Origin of the sequence: Acinetobacter sp. Leaf130, from assembly GCF_001423205.1 — a bacterium.
In the GTDB taxonomy this organism is placed as follows: Bacteria; Pseudomonadota; Gammaproteobacteria; order Pseudomonadales; family Moraxellaceae; genus Acinetobacter; species Acinetobacter calcoaceticus.
Genome location: NZ_LMOE01000006.1, coordinates 226,994 through 244,345 on the forward strand (window position 1 = coordinate 226,994; position 17,352 = coordinate 244,345).

General features: G+C 40.4%; 12 protein-coding genes and 2 tRNA genes. 8 read left to right on the top strand and 6 right to left on the bottom strand.

The features are described from left to right. The first annotated feature begins 253 nt into the window (after positions 1 to 253). On the top strand, positions 254 to 2,410 hold the full coding sequence (gene katG, locus ASF86_RS14110; protein ID WP_056483010.1) for a catalase/peroxidase HPI: 2,157 nt from the start codon (positions 254 to 256) through the stop codon (positions 2,408 to 2,410). A gap of 74 nt (positions 2,411 to 2,484) precedes the next feature. On the opposite strand, the gene ASF86_RS14115 is transcribed toward katG, so the two are convergent. Next, complete coding sequence (locus ASF86_RS14115) at positions 2,485 to 3,537, bottom strand: MBL fold metallo-hydrolase (RefSeq protein WP_005037058.1); 1,053 nt, start codon at positions 3,535 to 3,537, stop codon at positions 2,485 to 2,487. A 654-nt stretch (positions 3,538 to 4,191) separates the two neighbouring features. Between ASF86_RS14115 and hcaR the strand changes: the two genes are divergently transcribed. Together hcaR and ASF86_RS14125 are read left to right on the top strand one after the other, a co-directional pair. Continuing rightward, on the top strand, positions 4,192 to 5,097 hold the full coding sequence (gene hcaR / locus ASF86_RS14120; RefSeq protein ID WP_056483013.1) for a DNA-binding transcriptional regulator HcaR: 906 nt from the start codon (positions 4,192 to 4,194) through the stop codon (positions 5,095 to 5,097). A gap of 265 nt (positions 5,098 to 5,362) precedes the next feature. After that, positions 5,363 to 6,040, top strand: coding sequence for a DUF1345 domain-containing protein (locus ASF86_RS14125; RefSeq protein ID WP_056483017.1), 678 nt, complete (start codon positions 5,363 to 5,365; stop codon positions 6,038 to 6,040). A gap of 56 nt (positions 6,041 to 6,096) precedes the next feature. Here the strand turns inward: ASF86_RS14125 and ASF86_RS14130 are convergent, their stop codons facing one another. From ASF86_RS14130 to ASF86_RS14145, 4 genes are all read right to left on the bottom strand, one after another. After that, positions 6,097 to 6,702, bottom strand: a complete 606-nt coding sequence (locus tag ASF86_RS14130) for a glutathione S-transferase family protein (RefSeq protein ID WP_056483020.1) — start codon at positions 6,700 to 6,702, stop codon at positions 6,097 to 6,099. A gap of 49 nt (positions 6,703 to 6,751) precedes the next feature. Beyond that, the gene (locus ASF86_RS14135) at positions 6,752 to 7,444 is read right to left on the bottom strand and encodes a helix-turn-helix transcriptional regulator (protein ID WP_003654689.1); all 693 of its coding nucleotides are present in this window, start codon (positions 7,442 to 7,444) and stop codon (positions 6,752 to 6,754) included. A 72-nt stretch (positions 7,445 to 7,516) separates the two neighbouring features. Further along, positions 7,517 to 8,191, bottom strand: coding sequence for an HAD-IA family hydrolase (locus tag ASF86_RS14140; RefSeq protein ID WP_056483023.1), 675 nt, complete (start codon positions 8,189 to 8,191; stop codon positions 7,517 to 7,519). Continuing rightward, positions 8,188 to 9,120 carry an RluA family pseudouridine synthase gene (locus ASF86_RS14145; RefSeq protein ID WP_005037068.1) on the bottom strand — a complete coding sequence of 311 codons (933 nt, stop codon included), beginning with the start codon at positions 9,118 to 9,120 and terminating at the stop codon, positions 8,188 to 8,190. The genes ASF86_RS14140 and ASF86_RS14145 overlap by 4 nt, the downstream gene beginning before the upstream one ends. Positions 9,121 to 9,841: 721 nt before the next feature. Between ASF86_RS14145 and ASF86_RS14150 the strand changes: the two genes are divergently transcribed. The 4 genes from ASF86_RS14150 (at position 9,842) to ASF86_RS14165 (ending at position 15,512) form a co-directional block, all read left to right on the top strand. Further along, positions 9,842 to 13,186, top strand: a complete 3,345-nt coding sequence (locus ASF86_RS14150; protein WP_056483027.1) for an Rne/Rng family ribonuclease — start codon at positions 9,842 to 9,844, stop codon at positions 13,184 to 13,186. Between the two features lie 191 nt (positions 13,187 to 13,377). Next, entirely contained in the window at positions 13,378 to 15,219 is a 1,842-nt protein-coding gene (locus ASF86_RS14155; RefSeq protein WP_056483030.1) for a long-chain-acyl-CoA synthetase, read from the top strand. A 120-nt stretch (positions 15,220 to 15,339) separates the two neighbouring features. Beyond that, positions 15,340 to 15,415: transfer RNA gene (locus ASF86_RS14160), tRNA-Lys, on the top strand. A gap of 21 nt (positions 15,416 to 15,436) precedes the next feature. After that, a tRNA-Lys gene (locus tag ASF86_RS14165) sits at positions 15,437 to 15,512 on the top strand. Positions 15,513 to 15,574: 62 nt separating this feature from the next. On the opposite strand, the gene ASF86_RS14170 is transcribed toward ASF86_RS14165, so the two are convergent. Next, a complete protein-coding gene (locus tag ASF86_RS14170) occupies positions 15,575 to 16,471 on the bottom strand; it encodes a LysR family transcriptional regulator (RefSeq protein WP_056483032.1) in 897 nt (298 codons plus the stop codon). 112 nt (positions 16,472 to 16,583) lie between these two features. Between ASF86_RS14170 and ASF86_RS14175 the strand changes: the two genes are divergently transcribed. Then, a complete protein-coding gene (locus tag ASF86_RS14175; RefSeq protein WP_003654681.1) occupies positions 16,584 to 17,339 on the top strand; it encodes an SDR family oxidoreductase in 756 nt (251 codons plus the stop codon). Positions 17,340 to 17,352: the final 13 nt, after the last annotated feature.

The window sequence follows — 17,352 nt, forward strand, 5'->3', positions numbered from 1 at the left end:
TATTTTTCCTCTTGTTTTTTCACCTTCATACAGTAAATTGGAGGAATAACAATTAAAGGAATCTGATGCATTATTAAATAAAAAAATAATGAGCTAACATCTCAGTGAAAAGAATTTTTAAACGGTTTCTCTCACCATTTGTTCACTCATTTCTTTATTTGATAAACATGAGTTTTTAACCCAGAAGTCCAGGAAAATGAGCCCTATTACTTTATCAAGAGCTCAATAATTATTACCCAGAGAGAATATAGCCATGTCAGACGAATCAAAATGTCCTTTTTCAGGTCATAACTCAAAACCGGAAGTAACAGTCGGTGGTGGTACGCCTAGTTTACATTGGTGGCCAAAACAATTACGCGTTGACTTGCTCAACCAACATTCAGAACGTTCTAATCCACTTGGTAAGGATTTTGATTACCGCGAAGAATTTAAAAAAATTGACTACTACGCACTCAAAGCTGATATCAAAAATGTGTTAACCGATTCCCAAGATTGGTGGCCTGCCGATTGGGGAAATTATACAGGCTTATTTATTCGTTTAGCATGGCATGCCGCTGGTACATATCGTATGGGCGATGGCCGTGGTGGCGCTGGTCGCGGCCAACAACGTTTTGCACCATTAAATAGTTGGCCTGACAATGCGAGCTTAGATAAAGCACGCCGCTTGCTATGGCCAGTTAAACAAAAATATGGTCAAAAAATATCGTGGGCAGATTTATTTATTCTTGCGGGTAACATTGCGCTTGAATCTTCTGGCTTCCGCACCTTTGGGTTTGGTGCTGGTCGTGAAGATGTTTGGGAACCAGACAACGATGTAAACTGGGGCGATGAAAAAGAATGGTTAGCTCATCGTAACTCTGAAGCATTGGAAGGCAGCAACCTAGCTGCAACTGAAATGGGTCTAATTTATGTGAACCCTGAAGGTCCACAAGCCAGCGGTGACCCTAAATCGGCTGCACCATTTATTCGTGCGACTTTCGGCAACATGGCAATGGATGATGAAGAAATTGTTGCATTGATTGCTGGCGGTCATACCTTAGGTAAAACTCATGGTGCTGGCTCTGCTGACCATGTTCAGGCTGATCCTGAAGGAGCACCAATTGAACAAATGGGCTTTGGCTGGTCAAATAGCTTTGGCACAGGTGTTGGTAAAGATGCGATCACTTCTGGCTTAGAAGTTATTTGGTCGCAAACTCCAACCCAATGGAGCAATTACTTCTTTGAAAACCTATTCAAATACGAGTGGGTGCAAGAACGTTCACCTGCTGGTGCAATTCAATGGGTAGCAGCAGATGCTGAAGCGATCATCCCAGATCCATTCGACCCATCAATTAAACGTAAGCCAACAATGCTCACTACAGATTTGACCTTACGTTTTGATCCTGAGTTTGAAAAGATCTCTCGTCGCTTTCATAACGACCCACAAGCTTTCGCTAATGCTTTTGCCCGTGCATGGTTTAAATTAACTCACCGCGATATGGGTCCAAAAGCACGTTATTTAGGTCCAGAAATTCCTGCAGAGGACTTAATTTGGCAAGATCCATTACCGACTGCCAGCGCTATACCATCTTCTGCTAGCATTGCTGATGCTAAAGCAAAAATTGTTGCGCTGGGACTATCTGCTGGAGAGTTGGTTTCTCTTGGTTGGGCTTCAGCCTCAACTTTCCGTGGTGGAGACAAACGCGGTGGTGCAAACGGCGCCCGCATTGCTTTATCGCCACAACGTGATTGGGAAGTAAACCAAAAAGCGGTTGAGACTTTAACTAAAATTGAAGAAATCAAAGCATCAACTCAATTGTCATTAGCTGATTTAATTGTTCTCGCAGGTAACGTTGGTGTAGAGCAAGCTGCTCAAACGGCAGGTTTCAATATTAGCATTCCATTTGCCCCTGGTCGTGTTGATGCTTTACAAAGTCAAACTGATGTCGAATCTTTCCAATTACTCCTCGGCCTTGCTGATGGCTTTAGAAATTGGAAAAAAGAGGGAGTTAATGCAGCAACTGAAGCATTATTAATTGATAAAGCACAGCAACTAACTTTGACTGCACCAGAGTTAACTGCATTGGTTGGTGGTTTACGCGTACTGGGTACCAACTGGGATGGTTCGCAACACGGCGTATTCACTCATCAAGTTGGTGTACTCAGCACGGACTTCTTTACGAACTTACTCGACATGTCTACGGTATGGGCACCTGTTGACTCATCAAACGAAGTATTTGAAGGCAAAGATCGTAAAACAGGCGCAGTAAAATTTACTGCAACACGTAATGATTTAGTCTTCGGTTCAAATTCAATCTTGCGTGCCTTAGCAGAAGTTTATGCTCAGGCAGATGGTAAAGAAAAATTTGTTCAAGACTTTGTAGCTGCATGGACTAAAGTCATGAATCTTGACCGTTTTGACTTAGCTTAATTTAGATCAAAATAATAAAAAGCCAGTTCAATTTGAACTGGCTTTTTAAATTTAAATATAAAATTATCTAGTAGTTACACAGTTAATTTATGCCCTTCACGAATGCAATAAAAAGGATTCGCAAGCTTTGACGAAGCTTTGATCGCTTGTCCAAGAGCATGTTCTGGATCTTCACGACCTTCATCAGTCAACTGGAAAGTCCGATAATGAATCGCAATAGAACGATGGGCCTGTAAATCAAAATGTGCATGTAACGCATCTTGTGGATTCATGTGCACATAGCTCATCAAGGCACGTGGCTCATAAGCACCTATGGGAAGCAAAGCAACACGTGGCGCCCCATAACGTGCATGTATTTGTTTGAAATGCCCTGCATAACCGGTGTCCCCTGCAAAGAAACAATGACCTGTTTTAGCAACAACCGAAAAACCTCCCCAGAGTGCTTTATTTTGGTCACGTAGACCACGGCCCGATCCATGCTGTGCAGGTGTATAGATTATTCTTAATTCGTGATAGGGAATTTCTTGCCACCAATCCATCTCAATCACATGAAATTCTTTTGGTAGATAAAAACCATTTCCCAAACCCGTATAAATCGGCATTGCAAATTTTTTATGCAACCAATCGAGTGTAGCCAAATCCATATGGTCATAGTGATTATGGCTGAGTAAAACACCATGAATAGTCGGTAATTGCTCTAACGCAAAACCCGCAGGGCATACACGGCGTGGTCCACGCCCATGTAAAGGGCTTGCGTAATCACACCATACTGGATCAGTAATAAAGTTATAAGGTCCGATCTGAATTAAAACTGTAGCATGCCCAACAAACCAAACTTGCCAATCATCCAAATCTGCATGGGGTCGATTTTGAGGTAAAGCCACAGCTGTATTTATACGGGTTTCATATTCACTTTGAATATCAACATTCCATGTATAAGACTCACGAGTGGCTAACCAACGTAATAGCTCTTTTGAGCCTCTAGCCGGTAATTTAGGTTGCTGGTTATAAAAACGTGTATCTGATTCACGCCCTGACTCTGGATGATAAAAAGGAGGTTTTATCCATGTATGCGTCCAACAGGACTGAGTCGGCAATTGATATGTTAATGTCGGCTTGTCTTTCATGGGCTTTTCTATGCTTTAGCATCGGCAGAATGGATGTGTTCAGGTTTCTATCTTAACAATTAAAACAAATTAAGCTATGGCACTTACACTTATTTATCATATAAATATCCCTTTTATTGTAGTCACAACCAACATAAGTTGAATTAGCTTGCCATAAAAAATGCATAGATGTGTTGAGTTTATGCGTCGGTAATTACCATTCTTATTAAGAGCACTTGTATAACATAACAATAAGTAAGCTGTCGAAAGTAGCCATAGAACTACGGTGCTCCACTACCCTAGTCCTAATTTTTCAGCCTAAAGAGTCTTCAACATATAAAGAAAAAACATTTAGTAACAATTCCAAATTAATAGTTCTGAGAAAAGTACATTTATAAATTTATTTTATTACTCCCCACTTTTGCATAATATGAGAATCAATCATATTAATATTTAAAACATTTAAATATTTCTTTGATTAAGTAAAGATAATGCATTTAACATCTAACAATTAATATATTTTATGAATTATTAAAACCCAGCTTCCCATATTAAATCCTTAATGAAAATTTAAATTCCATTTATTTTATAAATACCTAAAGTATCTTCACGCTATATCCCTTTATGCTTTATACTTCACATAAATCATAGTAAGACATTTTTTGGATTAGTCTTATGGAACTACGCCACCTCCGATATTTCATTACCGTTGCTGAAGAATTAAATTTTAGTAAAGCCGCTCTTAAACTTTTTACCGCACAACCCTCCCTTAGCCAACAGATTAAAGATTTAGAAGAAGATGTTGGTGTACGACTTTTAAATCGAACTAAACGTAAAGTTGAATTAACCGAAGAAGGCGTAGTATTTTTAGAACATGCTCGCCTAACCCTTGCTCAGGCTGAAAAAGCAGTTGCCATGGCAAGACAAGTTTCTAAGGCTAAACAGCAACTGTTGCGTATCGGTTTTGTCCCCATTGCAGAAATGAAAATTTTCCCTTATGTTCTCCCTAATCTGCGATTACAACACCCCGATCTCACCATTGAATTATCTAACCTAAACAATACTGAACAACTTAAAGCCTTAAAAAAAGGTGAGTTGGACATTACCTTTACCCGAGAAAATACAGATAGTGATGATATCCAAAGCCAATTTGTTTTGACTGAACCCCTGATTTTTTTACTTCCTAAAAATCACCCACTTACTCAATATGACCGAATTCCTGTCCATGCCTTACAAGGCGTTGATTTTATTATTCCTGCTGCCGAGCAGTCACAAACACTACATAACACTATTCTAGACTTTGCCAAAACTCACAATATTAACCTCAATATTGTTCAAAAAGCAGATAGCATGTTGTTTAATATTAACTCTCTTGGTTCTGGATTAGGTTGTACTATTTTACCTGCCTACGTGGCACCTTTAGGAATCAAAAATACGGTAGTCCGCCCACTCGATATTGAGCTACCAACACTGGATTTATTCGTAAATTACCGTAAAAACTCACAGTCTTTAGGCGTCCAAAAGTTCATTGATCAACTCACTAAAGTATTTCATCTAGATAAAAACTTAACTCACACCTAATCAGAAAAGCTATATTTTATTTTTAAGTAGATGATTAATAAGAACACCTTTATAAAAAGTATGAGTAAATATTATTTTTATTTATTTTATACTTTTTATAAACATTTTAGCCCCTGCTTTTGTTCTATTTTATCTACTCGGTAAAGTAAATATCTCTTAAATACAATTGAAAATCTTGGAATAAAATCTATATAAAACTTGATATTATTTTCACCATTTAATAAAAAATAATATATTTACCATGTAGTAAAAGGAGATTAGGAAAATGGTTGCAGTATTTCAACATCTTGGACGTAGTGTACGAAACCGCCCTCACTTCTTTATTGCTTTATTCATTGGATTTATCACAGCAATGATTCTGACGTGGTTAACTTCATGGCAATGGTCAACGATTTTATTAGTCAGCTGGAATGCTTCTGTTAGCGTATATCTATTATATATTTTGCAACTTATGAAAAGTTGCGATCATTCAAAAATGCAACAGCAAGCCAAAAAACAAGATGAAAGCAAATGGGTCATTATGCTGATTGTTTTATTGGCCTTAGCCATGTGTTTAGTGGCTATTCTAATCCAACTCTCACAGCTTCCTTCTGAGAGTTCTGCAAAGCTAGGGCATGTAGCTTTAGCTTTATTAACAATTGTTTCTGCATGGCTATTTATGCATAGCGTTTTTGCCCTACATTACGCACATGATTTCTATATGGCTTTGTCTAGAAATGAAGAAAATGGCGGTTTAGATTTCCCCGGAACAGAACATCCAACTTATCCCGACTTTTTATACTTTAGTTATATTATTGGTACCTCTGCTCAAACTGCCGATGTTTCGATTACCACCAAACATATGCGGCTTTTAAATTTATTTCACGCCGTGTTGTCATTTGGTTTTAACACCACAATTTTAGCAATTTGTATTAACGTTGCTGCTGGCTTTCTTACCAACTAACTTCTTATTTATAAAAACAAAAAGTCATCCGTTTGGATGACTTTTTACTTAAAAGCTTAGCTGGAGAAAACCGCACCTAACGCTTGCAAACTTTCACGCTGCTTAATTACTTCAACATAACGTGTAATGGCTGGATGTGATTCAATCGCACCCATTTTCAATTGCCATAAAAGCATTGCTCCAACACTTACATCTGCTGCGGTAAATTGTTCGCCACACACATACGGATTTGCTTCACTCAAGCCTTGCACTAAAGCTTGGTAAGCATCGTTATAATCACCATAGCTAACAAACATTTTTTGCTCAGGAGATACCTCTATTCCAAGGGCTTTATCAACACCTGCAGCTTCCCATGGACCTGCCATCACAAATAACCAGCGATAGTACAAACCACGTTTAGGATCATCTAATGCCGGAGCCAGCCCCTTGTCGAAAAATTTATCAGCCAGATAAGCACAGATCGCGCCTAGCTCATAAATCACGACATCGCCATCCACCAATACGGGCACTTTTCCAAAAGGGTTAATTTTTAAATATTCCGGTGATTTCATTTCGGTCTTGTATGCAACTTCAATACGTTCACACTCAACACCTAATTCGGCTAAAAGCCAGTCGATCACAACACCACGCGACTCTTTGTTAGTATAAAGTTTAAGGCTCATTTTTATGGCTCCTTGTTTATCGTGGGTCCTAGTCTACAAAACCTCTTTGTCAGTTTTTGTCAGTAGTCTGCGATTCTTGTGCCCACCACTGCTGAAATAGTTGTTGCTTAAATGATGGGTATAATTCTTGGCTTAAACTCAGCTGTTGAATACGATCGAGTCGAAAATGTCGAAAATCCTGCCTGAGTTCACACCATGCAGCCAATACAATTTTGTCATTAAAATATCCCAAGGCAAAAGGCCACAAGGTTCGAACACTACTTCGTTGCTGCTCATCATGATAATGCATCGAAATTTTGACTTGCTGCCGAATAGCTAAACGCACCTGTTCAACTCGATTTTCATCTACAGGCAGCCATGTATTAAACGCTCTTAAGGTCGTTTGCTGTAATAAATATTGCCGATGTTCAGGTAAAACAGAATTCAATTTGGCTAATACTGATGTAGATGCCGATTGTAATGATTGATCTGGCACACTCTTCAACCAATACAATGCCAAAAAAATAGCTTCGACTTCGTTTTCATTGAGCGTCATTGGTGGTAATACAATATCTTCTTTAAGCTGAAAACCTATACCTGCCGATGCCTCAATTTCTACACCCTGCTCACGTAAGCTATCTATATCCCGATAGATACTTCGCACACTAATTCCCATACGCTCAGCGAGAACTTGCGCAGTGACTGGGTAACGGGCTTCACGGAGTTGTTGTAAAAGATTTAATAGGCGAATAGAACGACTCATATCTCTCTTCTTATTGTTTTATTTAACTTTAGTTCAGGGGGAATCAATTCCCCCTTTTTGTATTATTCTAAATTAAGCCACATCTATTGTAGGTAACTGAGCATAACCTTTTAAAAAGTTATGAAGTTCCTGAACATCCTTGGCAATCGTTAAAGGCTGGAATTGTTGCAGCACTTCAATCGAATGAACTCCATAACCAACACCAATTCGTGGCATGTTTAAACGCTGGGCCATCTCAAGGTCATAGCTACTATCACCAATCATGACCGCACGTTCAACACTCACCCCAGTGACTGTTAAGATTTCTTGCAACATAAGTGGATCTGGTTTTGATCGGGTTTCATTGGCTGCTCGAGTCACATCAAAAAGATGAGTACTTTGTGTTTTTGCGATTACACGATCTAACCCACGACGGTTTTTACCCGTTGCGACTGCAAGTTTTAAACCTTGAGCTTTTAAATCATGTAAGAGCTCAGCAACACCATCGAACCATGCATCATTTGTAGAGTTCGCAATATAGTGATCGCCATACGCTTTTAAAATTGAATCATGCAACTCAGGTGCTTCTGGGAATAAGGTTTGCATGACTTCAGGCAAGCCTAAACCAATAATACTTTTTGCGGCTTCATCGGTTAAAGGTAATTCATGCTGCTCTGCCGCATGCTGCAAGCTAGCAACAATCTGTCCAACAGAATTATATAAAGTCCCATCCCAATCAAAAATAACTAATTCGGTTTTTAGACTCATTTTGCCACTCTCAAAGCCTTTAATAACTGGGTCATATCTTCTGGTAACGGTGCTTCAATCGGTGGATAACCCGGAATATCTAAACGCATCGCATGTAAGCATAGACGACGGGCTTCAGGCCCAGTGTACGCAGTCGTGTGTCCATATTTATCATCACCAATCAACGGGTGTCCAATGCTTAAACCATGCACACGGATCTGATGAGTACGACCTGACAAAGGTGACGCATGGATTAATGTTGCATTTTTAAAGCGCTCTGCTACAACCCATTCAGTTTTACTTGGTTTGCCATCTTTAGTCACACGTACACGACGCTCGCCATTTGCCAGCTCATATCGCAATAAAGGCGCATCAATCAGTTGTTTATCTAGGCTCACTTGACCTTTAACAATCGCAGCATAGGTCTTACGAATTTTGTGCTCACGCAACATATCTTGTAGTAGTTTTAAAGTGCTACGTTTTTTACTAATCATGACCAGACCTGAAGTATCACGGTCAATACGATGAATAAGTTCTAAATATTTTTTGCCGGTCGCTGCGCGTAATGCCTCAATCAAACCATATGCCACACCACTGCCACCATGGACAGCAATACCTGAAGGCTTATTAACAACTAATAGACCTTCATCTTCATAGACAATACGGCTTAACAAGCTTTGTGCTACATTGTCACTAACAGGAGCGGTTGTTTCATCTTTTTGTTCATAACGAATGGGAGCAACACGAATCTGATCACCAATCTCAAGTTTAGTCTCAGCTTTAACACGTTTTTTATTTACTCGAACCTGACTTTCACGAATCAAACGATAAATACGACTTTTAGGTACACCTTTTAAACGCGAGAACAGGAAATTATCAATTCGCTGTCCTGCTTGATGTTCATCCACCTCAAACCAAGTGACACTTTGCCATTGCTGTGTAGAATTCATACTAATATTTAAACCTGAAATTTTGCTAAATTTGATTAATAAATGACCGTTTAGCTTAGTTTTTTCACAAGAAATCTAAGCTTAGCCCATAGGCAGATGCTGCAAGGTTTGATATAGTCAGCGCACGGATACCGCCGTAAGTGAACATCTAATAGGGAATTTCCCTGATTGAAACCTCAATCAAAATGATGCTTTCACCATCAGCTCGGATAGGTCCTAAAGAATTATGCCGACGCCGAAGGCTTATTATATCGGCAAAATGACAAACTGTTGCGTTTAATTCAGTTTGTTCAAAAAAATATGTTACCAACTCTAGTTGGTTATGGAACGTAAACTGATACACATCAGACAAATCGCTCCTTAATGTTGCCTTCAGGCTAAAGCGTTGATGCATTGGAACTGCCGAAAGCACCGATACGATGAACATTCCGTATCAAACTTCTAAAAAGAAGTCACTTCGCGCACAATGACAGTGAAAGTCATTAACCAATGTACCGCTCACCCGCCAGTGAAGCACTAAGGAAGTCCGATTTAAAGGTTGAAGCAGTATTGCCTACATCACAGACGAGAATCGAAGTTCAGGCTAAATGTAGCCGGTAACAGATGACTCAGACCACAAATATTTTGAGATCTGGGAAATGATCCGTCATGTTCGATGTTCGTTCAGAACCTTTAAGTTTGTGCGATATGTTTGTGTGGGTCACTATTAGGTGTCACACCCATGAAACGTATGTTGATTAATGCAACTCACGCAGAAGAAGTCCGCGTTGCACTTATCACTGGTAATCGTCTTTACGATTTTGATTTAGAAAATCGTACCCGAGAACAGAAAAAATCCAATATCTATAAAGGCCATGTAACCCGCGTAGAACCTTCTTTAGAAGCTGTGTTTGTTGAATATGGCGCAGGCCGTCAAGGCTTCTTGTCTATGCGTGAAATTGCGAACAGCTATTTCCAAGCAGACCCGCGACAAACTTCAAACATTCGTGAACTCATCACTGAAGGTACTGAATTACTTGTTCAGGTTGAAAAAGAAGAACGTGGTAACAAAGGCGCAGCCCTTTCTACATTCATTTCACTTGCAGGACGTTATTTGGTTCTTATGCCAAACAACCCGAAAGGCGGTGGTATTAGCCGTCAAATTTCAGGTTCTGTACGTGAAGAATTAAAAGAAATTTTAGCTTCTTTAAATTTACCTCGCGGTATGAGTGTTATTGTGCGTACCGCAGGTATTGGCCGCACCCAAGAAGAATTACAGTTAGATTTACAGCATTTGCTTGACCTTTGGGCACAAATCCAAGGCACAGCAAGTTCTGGTCCGTCTCCAATGCTTGTTCACCAAGAAGCTGGTGTAGTAACTCGTGCTATCCGCGATTACTTACGTGATGACGTTGCAGAAATTTTAATTGATAGCGAACAAGCCTATAACGAAGCTTATAACTTTGTTAAAGCAGTAATGCCTCGTCAATTAGACAAACTTAAAACTTATACTTTAAACGAGCCATTGTTTGCTCATTTTGGTATTGAAAGCCAAATTCAAACTGCTTACGAGCGTGAAGTAAAACTTCCTTCTGGTGGTTCAATTGTAATTGACCAGACTGAAGCTTTAGTTTCAATCGACATTAACTCTGCGAAATCGACTCGTGGACATGACGTTGAAGAAACTGCACTTAATACAAACCTAGAAGCAGCAGAAGAAATTGCTCGCCAACTTCGTCTTCGTGACATTGGCGGTTTAGTTGTGATCGACTTTATTGACATGACTAAAGAACGCAACCAACGCATGGTTGAAGCAAAACTTCGTGAAGCAACACAAAGCGACCGTGCACGTATCCAGTTTGGCCAATTATCTCGTTTTGGCTTAATGGAAATGAGCCGTCAACGCTTACGTCCATCACTTGAAGAAGCAACTGGATATGTTTGCCCACGCTGTCATGGCACAGGTATGGTCCGTGACTTACGCTCACTTTCGCTTTCAATTATGCGTAAAGTAGAAGAAATTGCACTTCGTGAACGTCATGGTGAAGTACAAGTAGAAGTTCCTGTTGAAATTGCAGCGTTCTTACTCAATGAAAAACGCCATAGCCTTGTTTATTTAGAACAAACTTCGAGTGTTCGTGTGACTATTTTACCTCACCCGCACTTAGAAACACCTCACTATGAAATTCAGTACAATCCAGATGGATTTGCACCATCTAGCTATGAGCGTACTGAAGCAACTCGTTCAAGCGAGAAAGAGTTAGGTTATGAATCTTCTGAATGGCATTTAGAAGAAGCCGATCATGGCCATACTCATGCAGCTCCTGCTGCAAACAACACAGCCGGTCAAAAGAAAGTAAATCAACCAGCTCAACCTTCTGCTGCTCAACCAAGCACTCAAAAAGCAGCGAGCCCTTGTGCATGGTTAGAGAACCTTTTTGTTCAAAAACAAGCTAAAACTGTTGACCAATCTCGTTCGGCACAGAACGCTGCTGCGTCAATTGAACAAATGGTGAATACTGGCGCTGTCAGCCGTGGCCAGTTTGGGCAAGTCGTAGTACCAGCAGTCGCTGAAGTTGTTTCGGCGCCATCTAACAATGCTTATATTTCGCAATCTCCTGCTAAACAGGAAGTTCGTGAGAATGTTGAAAAAGACGAGAAAGTACAACAACGTCCAAACAACAAAAAACGTAAGCACAAAGAGCAACGTGAGCAACATCACCATACTCAAGAGCCTCAACAACAGCAGCAACAACCACAACAGGTTCATGAAGAAGTTGTACAGTTATCACGTCAAGAACAACGTGAGTTAAAACGTCAACAAAAACGTCCGCACTCTGATCAGCCACATCCACAACATCAAAATGATGGACAACAAACTGAAAATGCCGTGCCGCGTCGTGACCGTAATAATCAACAACGTCCGAACCGTCCAAATCGCCACCGCGATCCAAGCGTATTAAATGAAAATCAAAATGCGCCGGCACCAGTAGTTGTTGATGAGAAACAAATTAAGGTTGATTTGATTGATGCTCCAAAGCATGAAGTCATGAATACAGCCTTAGTGATCAATGTTGATCAGGCACAAAGCGAAATTATCGCTTTAACTCCTGAGCAGCCTGTTAAACGTACTGAAACAGCACCTGTTGTTGAAGTCGTTCAAGAGCCAGCTCCAGCACCTGTTGCTGTTGTAGAAGAGGCAGTAACTGCTGAAGCAGAAGAAATTACTCCTCCTCCAGCACACAACAAAAATCAACCGCAAATTCAACGTGCGAGTAATGATCCTCGTATGCGTCGCCGTGAACAACGCAACGCAAAACGTGCTAAAGCTGCGGTACCGTCTATTGCCCCATCGCAAATTCCAACTTTGGCGCAATACACAATTGGTAGCTTGATTCGTCATGTTTATGGTGAAGACTGCACAGTATTGATTGAACAGTTTGGTTTAGTTCCAACGTTTAATCGTGCATTGCTAAAATTTGCAGAACAGTACGCAAGTACTCTAGTAACAGAAGTCTCGTCTGATGCTGAAGACAAGAAGCCTGTTACTCGTGATGCAGAGCTTCCAAGCAACAAACCGTCACAAGAAGCAGAGCCTGCGCCTGTACTCGCATTGACGCCACAAAAAGAGTCGACACCACGTGTTGCTAATGATCCACGTGAACGCCGTCGTTTAGCAAAACTTGCTGCTGAACAAGCTTTTGAGCAAGTTAAACAACAACACTCTGCACCAGAAGAAGCTGCTCCTGTAGCTCCGGTTGTTGAAGAAACTGTTGTTGCTCCTGTTGCTGAAACGCAAGCACCTGTTGAGTCAAAACAACAACCGCTTGAGCTTGATCAGGTGACTGAAGTAGCGCAAAGTGAAACAAACGCAGAAGAAGCACCAGCGACAACGGTGGTTGAAGCTCCGGCTGTCAAACAACCGAGAGCAAAAGCTAAAGCAGCCACTGAACAAGCTGTAGCACCCGTAGAAGCTAATGCAGAGGTTGAATCAGAAGATTCTAAGGCAGATCTGGACAAACCAAATCGCCCTCCTCGTCGTCCTCGTGGTCGTCCACCAAAGAAAGCAAATCCTGTAGCTGAGTAAATCATTTGCTCAATTGCAGCTAATTTAAACAAACCTAGTCATTTCGATGACTAGGTTTTTTTTGTTATTTTTAACCAATTAGGTTGATTGCACTAGAAGAAAAGTTTTAAAAGCATGGTGAACCATGAAAAATACTGTACTTTTGCCAACGCAACCTTTTTTGGATTGATCGAAAAATAAATAGGATTGATATGAGCCAGACAACACAGACCGATATCATTACGCTTGGTGATGTTGCAACAAGACTTCCTAGCTTCATCCCCAAAGTACCCCATATCCTGAATGGTCTTAAACAGGCTTACTTAAGAACAGCAAATACACCAACGGGATTAGGTGTAGCTTTTGAAAAAGCTGTTAAGCGAAATCCGCAAGGTATTGCATTATTATTTGAAGATCAAAGTTACTCATATGAAGCTTTAAACGAATGGGCTAACCAGATTTCTCATTACTATCTCTCTCTCGGCGCACGTAAAGGTGACGTGATTGCCGTAATGGTTGAGAACCGTTCTGAACTTATTGCCACGATTGTAGGCTTAGCTAAAATTGGGGTAACTATTGCGCTTGTTAATACCTCTCAAGTCGGTAAAGTCCTCGCTCATAGTATCAATCTTGTCAAACCAATTGCCGTCATTGCAGGTGAAGAAGTTCGCGCAGTAATTGATGAAATTCGTCAGGACCTAAATGTTCCTAAAGACCGTTTCCATTGGTTTGCAGATCAGGCTACACGTCAAGATGCAGGAACAGCACCTCAAGGTTATGCCAATCTTGCAATAGAAATTGATCAATTTCCAAAATTTAACCCTTCAACTACCCAGTCTGTTCATGGGAATGATGGCCTGTTTTATATTTATACCTCGGGCACAACAGGCTTACCAAAGGCTGTTATTTTCAAGCACAGTCGTTGGACGCTCGCATATGGCACTTATGGTCACATTTTAAACCTTGGTCCAGATGATGTGATGTATGTAACCTTACCGCTTTACCATGCAACGGGTGTCGTAGTTTGCTGGTGCGGGGTGATTGCGGGAAGTTCTACCCTTGCAATTCGACGTAAATATTCAACCAGCGCGTTCTGGAAAGATGTTCAGAAATTTAATGCCTCGGCAATTGGATATGTAGGAGAGCTTTGCCGCTACTTAATGGATGCTCCTACTACAGAAATTGACCGTGCTCACCGCGTAACCAAAATGATCGGTAATGGCATGCGTCCAAATATCTGGGATAAGTTCAAACAACGTTTTGGTGTCCAAGAAGTTCTTGAGCTTTATGCATCAAGTGAGGGCAATGTCGGGTTTAGTAATATTTTTAACTTTGACAACACAGTCGGCTTCTCTCCTATGCCATACGCGGTCATTCAGTTTGATAAAGAGAAAAACGAACCTGTACGCGATAAAAATGGTTGGTGTAAAAAAGTTAAAGCAGGTGAAATCGGTTTGCTGGTTGGTAAAATTACCAGTCGCTCGCCTTTTGACGGCTATACAGACCCAGAAAAGAATAAATCTGTGATTATGAAAGATGTCTTTAAAAAAGGTGATTCATATTTCAACACAGGTGACCTTGTTCGTAATATTGGTTTCCGTCATGCCCAGTTTGTTGATCGTTTAGGAGATACTTTCCGCTGGAAAGGCGAAAATGTATCTACGACTGAAGTTGAGAACATGGTTTGTGAATACGACAAGATCGCTGAAGCAGTGGTCTATGGTGTAGAAATTCCAAATACCAATGGTCGTGCTGGTATGGCAGCAATCACACTTGCTGATGGGGCCGAGTTAAATGAGTCTGATTTAACAGAAATGGTGACGATATTTAAAAAATGCCTACCGGCTTACGCAGTACCCGTATTTTTACGTGTGCAAGCTAAAGTTGAAACAACAGGTACTTTTAAATATCAAAAGAATAAATTGAAGGAAGATTCGTTTAATCCAGGCAAAACTTCTGAACGTTTACTCGCTTTATTACCTGGTGCGAGCAGTTATTGTGATGTCACAACTGAAATTTTTGACAACATTCAGGCATATAAATACCGTTTTTAGTTCATTTTTTAGCTAAACAAGAGGAAATCGTGCTTTTTATAGGCAATCATGCAAATGTTTTTGATTTACCTCTTGTGTTAGTTGAATAACTTGCTAAAATACGCGACATCAAAACGATACGGGTCGTTAGCTCAGTTGGTAGAGCAGCGGACTTTTAATCCGTTGGTCCCGCGTTCGAGTCGCGGACGACCCACCACTTATCTGTTTTGACCTATTTGGGTCGTTAGCTCAGCTGGTAGAGCAGCGGACTTTTAATCCGTTGGTCCCGCGTTCGAATCGCGGACGACCCACCAAATTCTAAAAAGCCTCTCAGTTCGAGAGGCTTTTTTATTGTTATCGTATTTTAGTTTCATGACTAAAAGATGACGATGCATCTCTTATATAGAACATCTTTAATCCATTCCATAAAAATTTCTAACCGTTTAGGAATATAACTTCGGTTCGGATATAAAATATTAAGTGGCAAAGATTGAACAGTACATGCACTTAGCACTTCAACCAGAGTTCCTTGCTCAATTTTATCCTGAACATCATAGTAAGGTAGTTGAATAATTCCCAAACCTGCACAAGCTGCTGCAATATAGGCTTCTGTATTATTTACACTTAAAGCACTGTCCATCATCACTGTTCCATCTTGATATAAAAATACCCCCTGTTTTTCCCCTACGGGTCCGGCATAGTTAACGAGTTTGTGCTGAGATAGATCTTCTAATTGTTCAGGAATACCGTATTGTTCTAAATAATGGGGACTTGCACAGTTCACCATAATCAAGTTACCAACGAACTTCGCGATCAAACTACTATTGTCTAGCTGCCCTACCCGAACAACACAATCAATCCCTTTCTCGATCAAGTCAGTGATGTCATCAGAGCTATTTAGTTGTAAATGAATGTCTGGATAGCGGCTATAAAAATCTGGAAGTTCTGGAATAATCACTTGATGTACGATTCGGCTGGGCATTGAAATTTTTAGCGTGCCACGATAATGCTGCTTTTGTGTCTGTATTAGCTGTTCGAGCTGCTCATAATCAAATAATAGATTTTGACATTCGGGCAATATCCTTTGCCCATCTTGCGTAAGACTTACTTTACGAGTGGTGCGATGAAATAGCCGAACACCATAGTGAGTTTCAAGTTGTTGAATTGCACTGGTCACTGTCGAGCGGGGTAAATCGAGCTGATTTGCCACTTCACTAAAGCTTTGTCGTTTAGCAACTTCTGTAAAAATAAAAAACTGCTGCAACCGATCCATTTAATTGTTCGTATTTTCTGAATAGTTAAACCAAACTAGCATAATTGATCAAAAATTACCGCCAATCTAGACTAAAAATACATTAGAACAAGTCATCATAGGAACAATCATCATGGCAACTCATACTCTTAAAGATAAAGTTGTACTGATTACAGGCGGTGCAAAAAACTTAGGTGGACTCATTAGCCGTAAATTTGCAGAACAAGGTGCAAAAATCGCAATTCACTACAATAGTTCGGAAACTCAGGCAGATGCTGAGCAGACGCTCGCAGATGTAACAGCTTTAGGCGTAGATGCCGTTTTAATTCAGGCAGACTTAACGCATATTGATAATATCGAAAAGCTCTTCTTAGACACCAAACAGCATTTTGGTGGAATTGATATTGCTATTAATACGGTTGGTAAGGTTTTGAAAAAATCCTTCTTGGAAACCACAGAACAAGAGTTTGATAGTATGAGCGATATCAACTCAAAAATTGCCTATTTCTTTATTCAATCCGCTGGTCGGCATTTAAATGACGGCGGCAAGATCTGTTCAATCGTGACTTCGCTTCTTGCAGCTTACACTGGGCTGTACTCAACCTATGAAGGCTTAAAAGCCCCTGTTGAGCATTACACCCGCGCTGCATCAAAAGAATTTGGAGATCGTCAGATTTCTGTGACTGCTGTTGCACCGGGGCCTATGGATACACCTTTCTTTTATGGTCAGGAATCTGCCGAAGCAGTCGCTTATCATAAATCGGCTTCAGCTTTAGGTGGGCTCACCAAAATTGAAGATATTGAGCCATTAGTACGCTTTTTGGTGACCGATGGTTGGTGGATTACGGGTCAAACTATTTTTGCAAATGGTGGTTATACCACTCGCTAAAATCAAAAAAAGC

Excerpts from the sequence above, each read along its gene's own strand:
- katG (WP_056483010.1), top strand. The coding sequence starts at position 254 with ATGTCAGACGAATCAAAATGTCCTTTTTCAGGTCATAACTCAAAACCG.
- ASF86_RS14115 (WP_005037058.1), bottom strand. The coding sequence starts at position 3,537 with ATGAAAGACAAGCCGACATTAACATATCAATTGCCGACTCAGTCCTGT.
- hcaR (WP_056483013.1), top strand. The coding sequence starts at position 4,192 with ATGGAACTACGCCACCTCCGATATTTCATTACCGTTGCTGAAGAATTA.
- ASF86_RS14125 (WP_056483017.1), top strand. The coding sequence starts at position 5,363 with ATGGTTGCAGTATTTCAACATCTTGGACGTAGTGTACGAAACCGCCCT.
- ASF86_RS14130 (WP_056483020.1), bottom strand. The coding sequence starts at position 6,702 with ATGAGCCTTAAACTTTATACTAACAAAGAGTCGCGTGGTGTTGTGATC.
- ASF86_RS14135 (WP_003654689.1), bottom strand. The coding sequence starts at position 7,444 with ATGAGTCGTTCTATTCGCCTATTAAATCTTTTACAACAACTCCGTGAA.
- ASF86_RS14140 (WP_056483023.1), bottom strand. The coding sequence starts at position 8,191 with ATGAGTCTAAAAACCGAATTAGTTATTTTTGATTGGGATGGGACTTTA.
- ASF86_RS14145 (WP_005037068.1), bottom strand. The coding sequence starts at position 9,120 with ATGAATTCTACACAGCAATGGCAAAGTGTCACTTGGTTTGAGGTGGAT.
- ASF86_RS14150 (WP_056483027.1), top strand. The coding sequence starts at position 9,842 with ATGAAACGTATGTTGATTAATGCAACTCACGCAGAAGAAGTCCGCGTT.
- ASF86_RS14155 (WP_056483030.1), top strand. The coding sequence starts at position 13,378 with ATGAGCCAGACAACACAGACCGATATCATTACGCTTGGTGATGTTGCA.
- ASF86_RS14170 (WP_056483032.1), bottom strand. The coding sequence starts at position 16,471 with ATGGATCGGTTGCAGCAGTTTTTTATTTTTACAGAAGTTGCTAAACGA.
- ASF86_RS14175 (WP_003654681.1), top strand. The coding sequence starts at position 16,584 with ATGGCAACTCATACTCTTAAAGATAAAGTTGTACTGATTACAGGCGGT.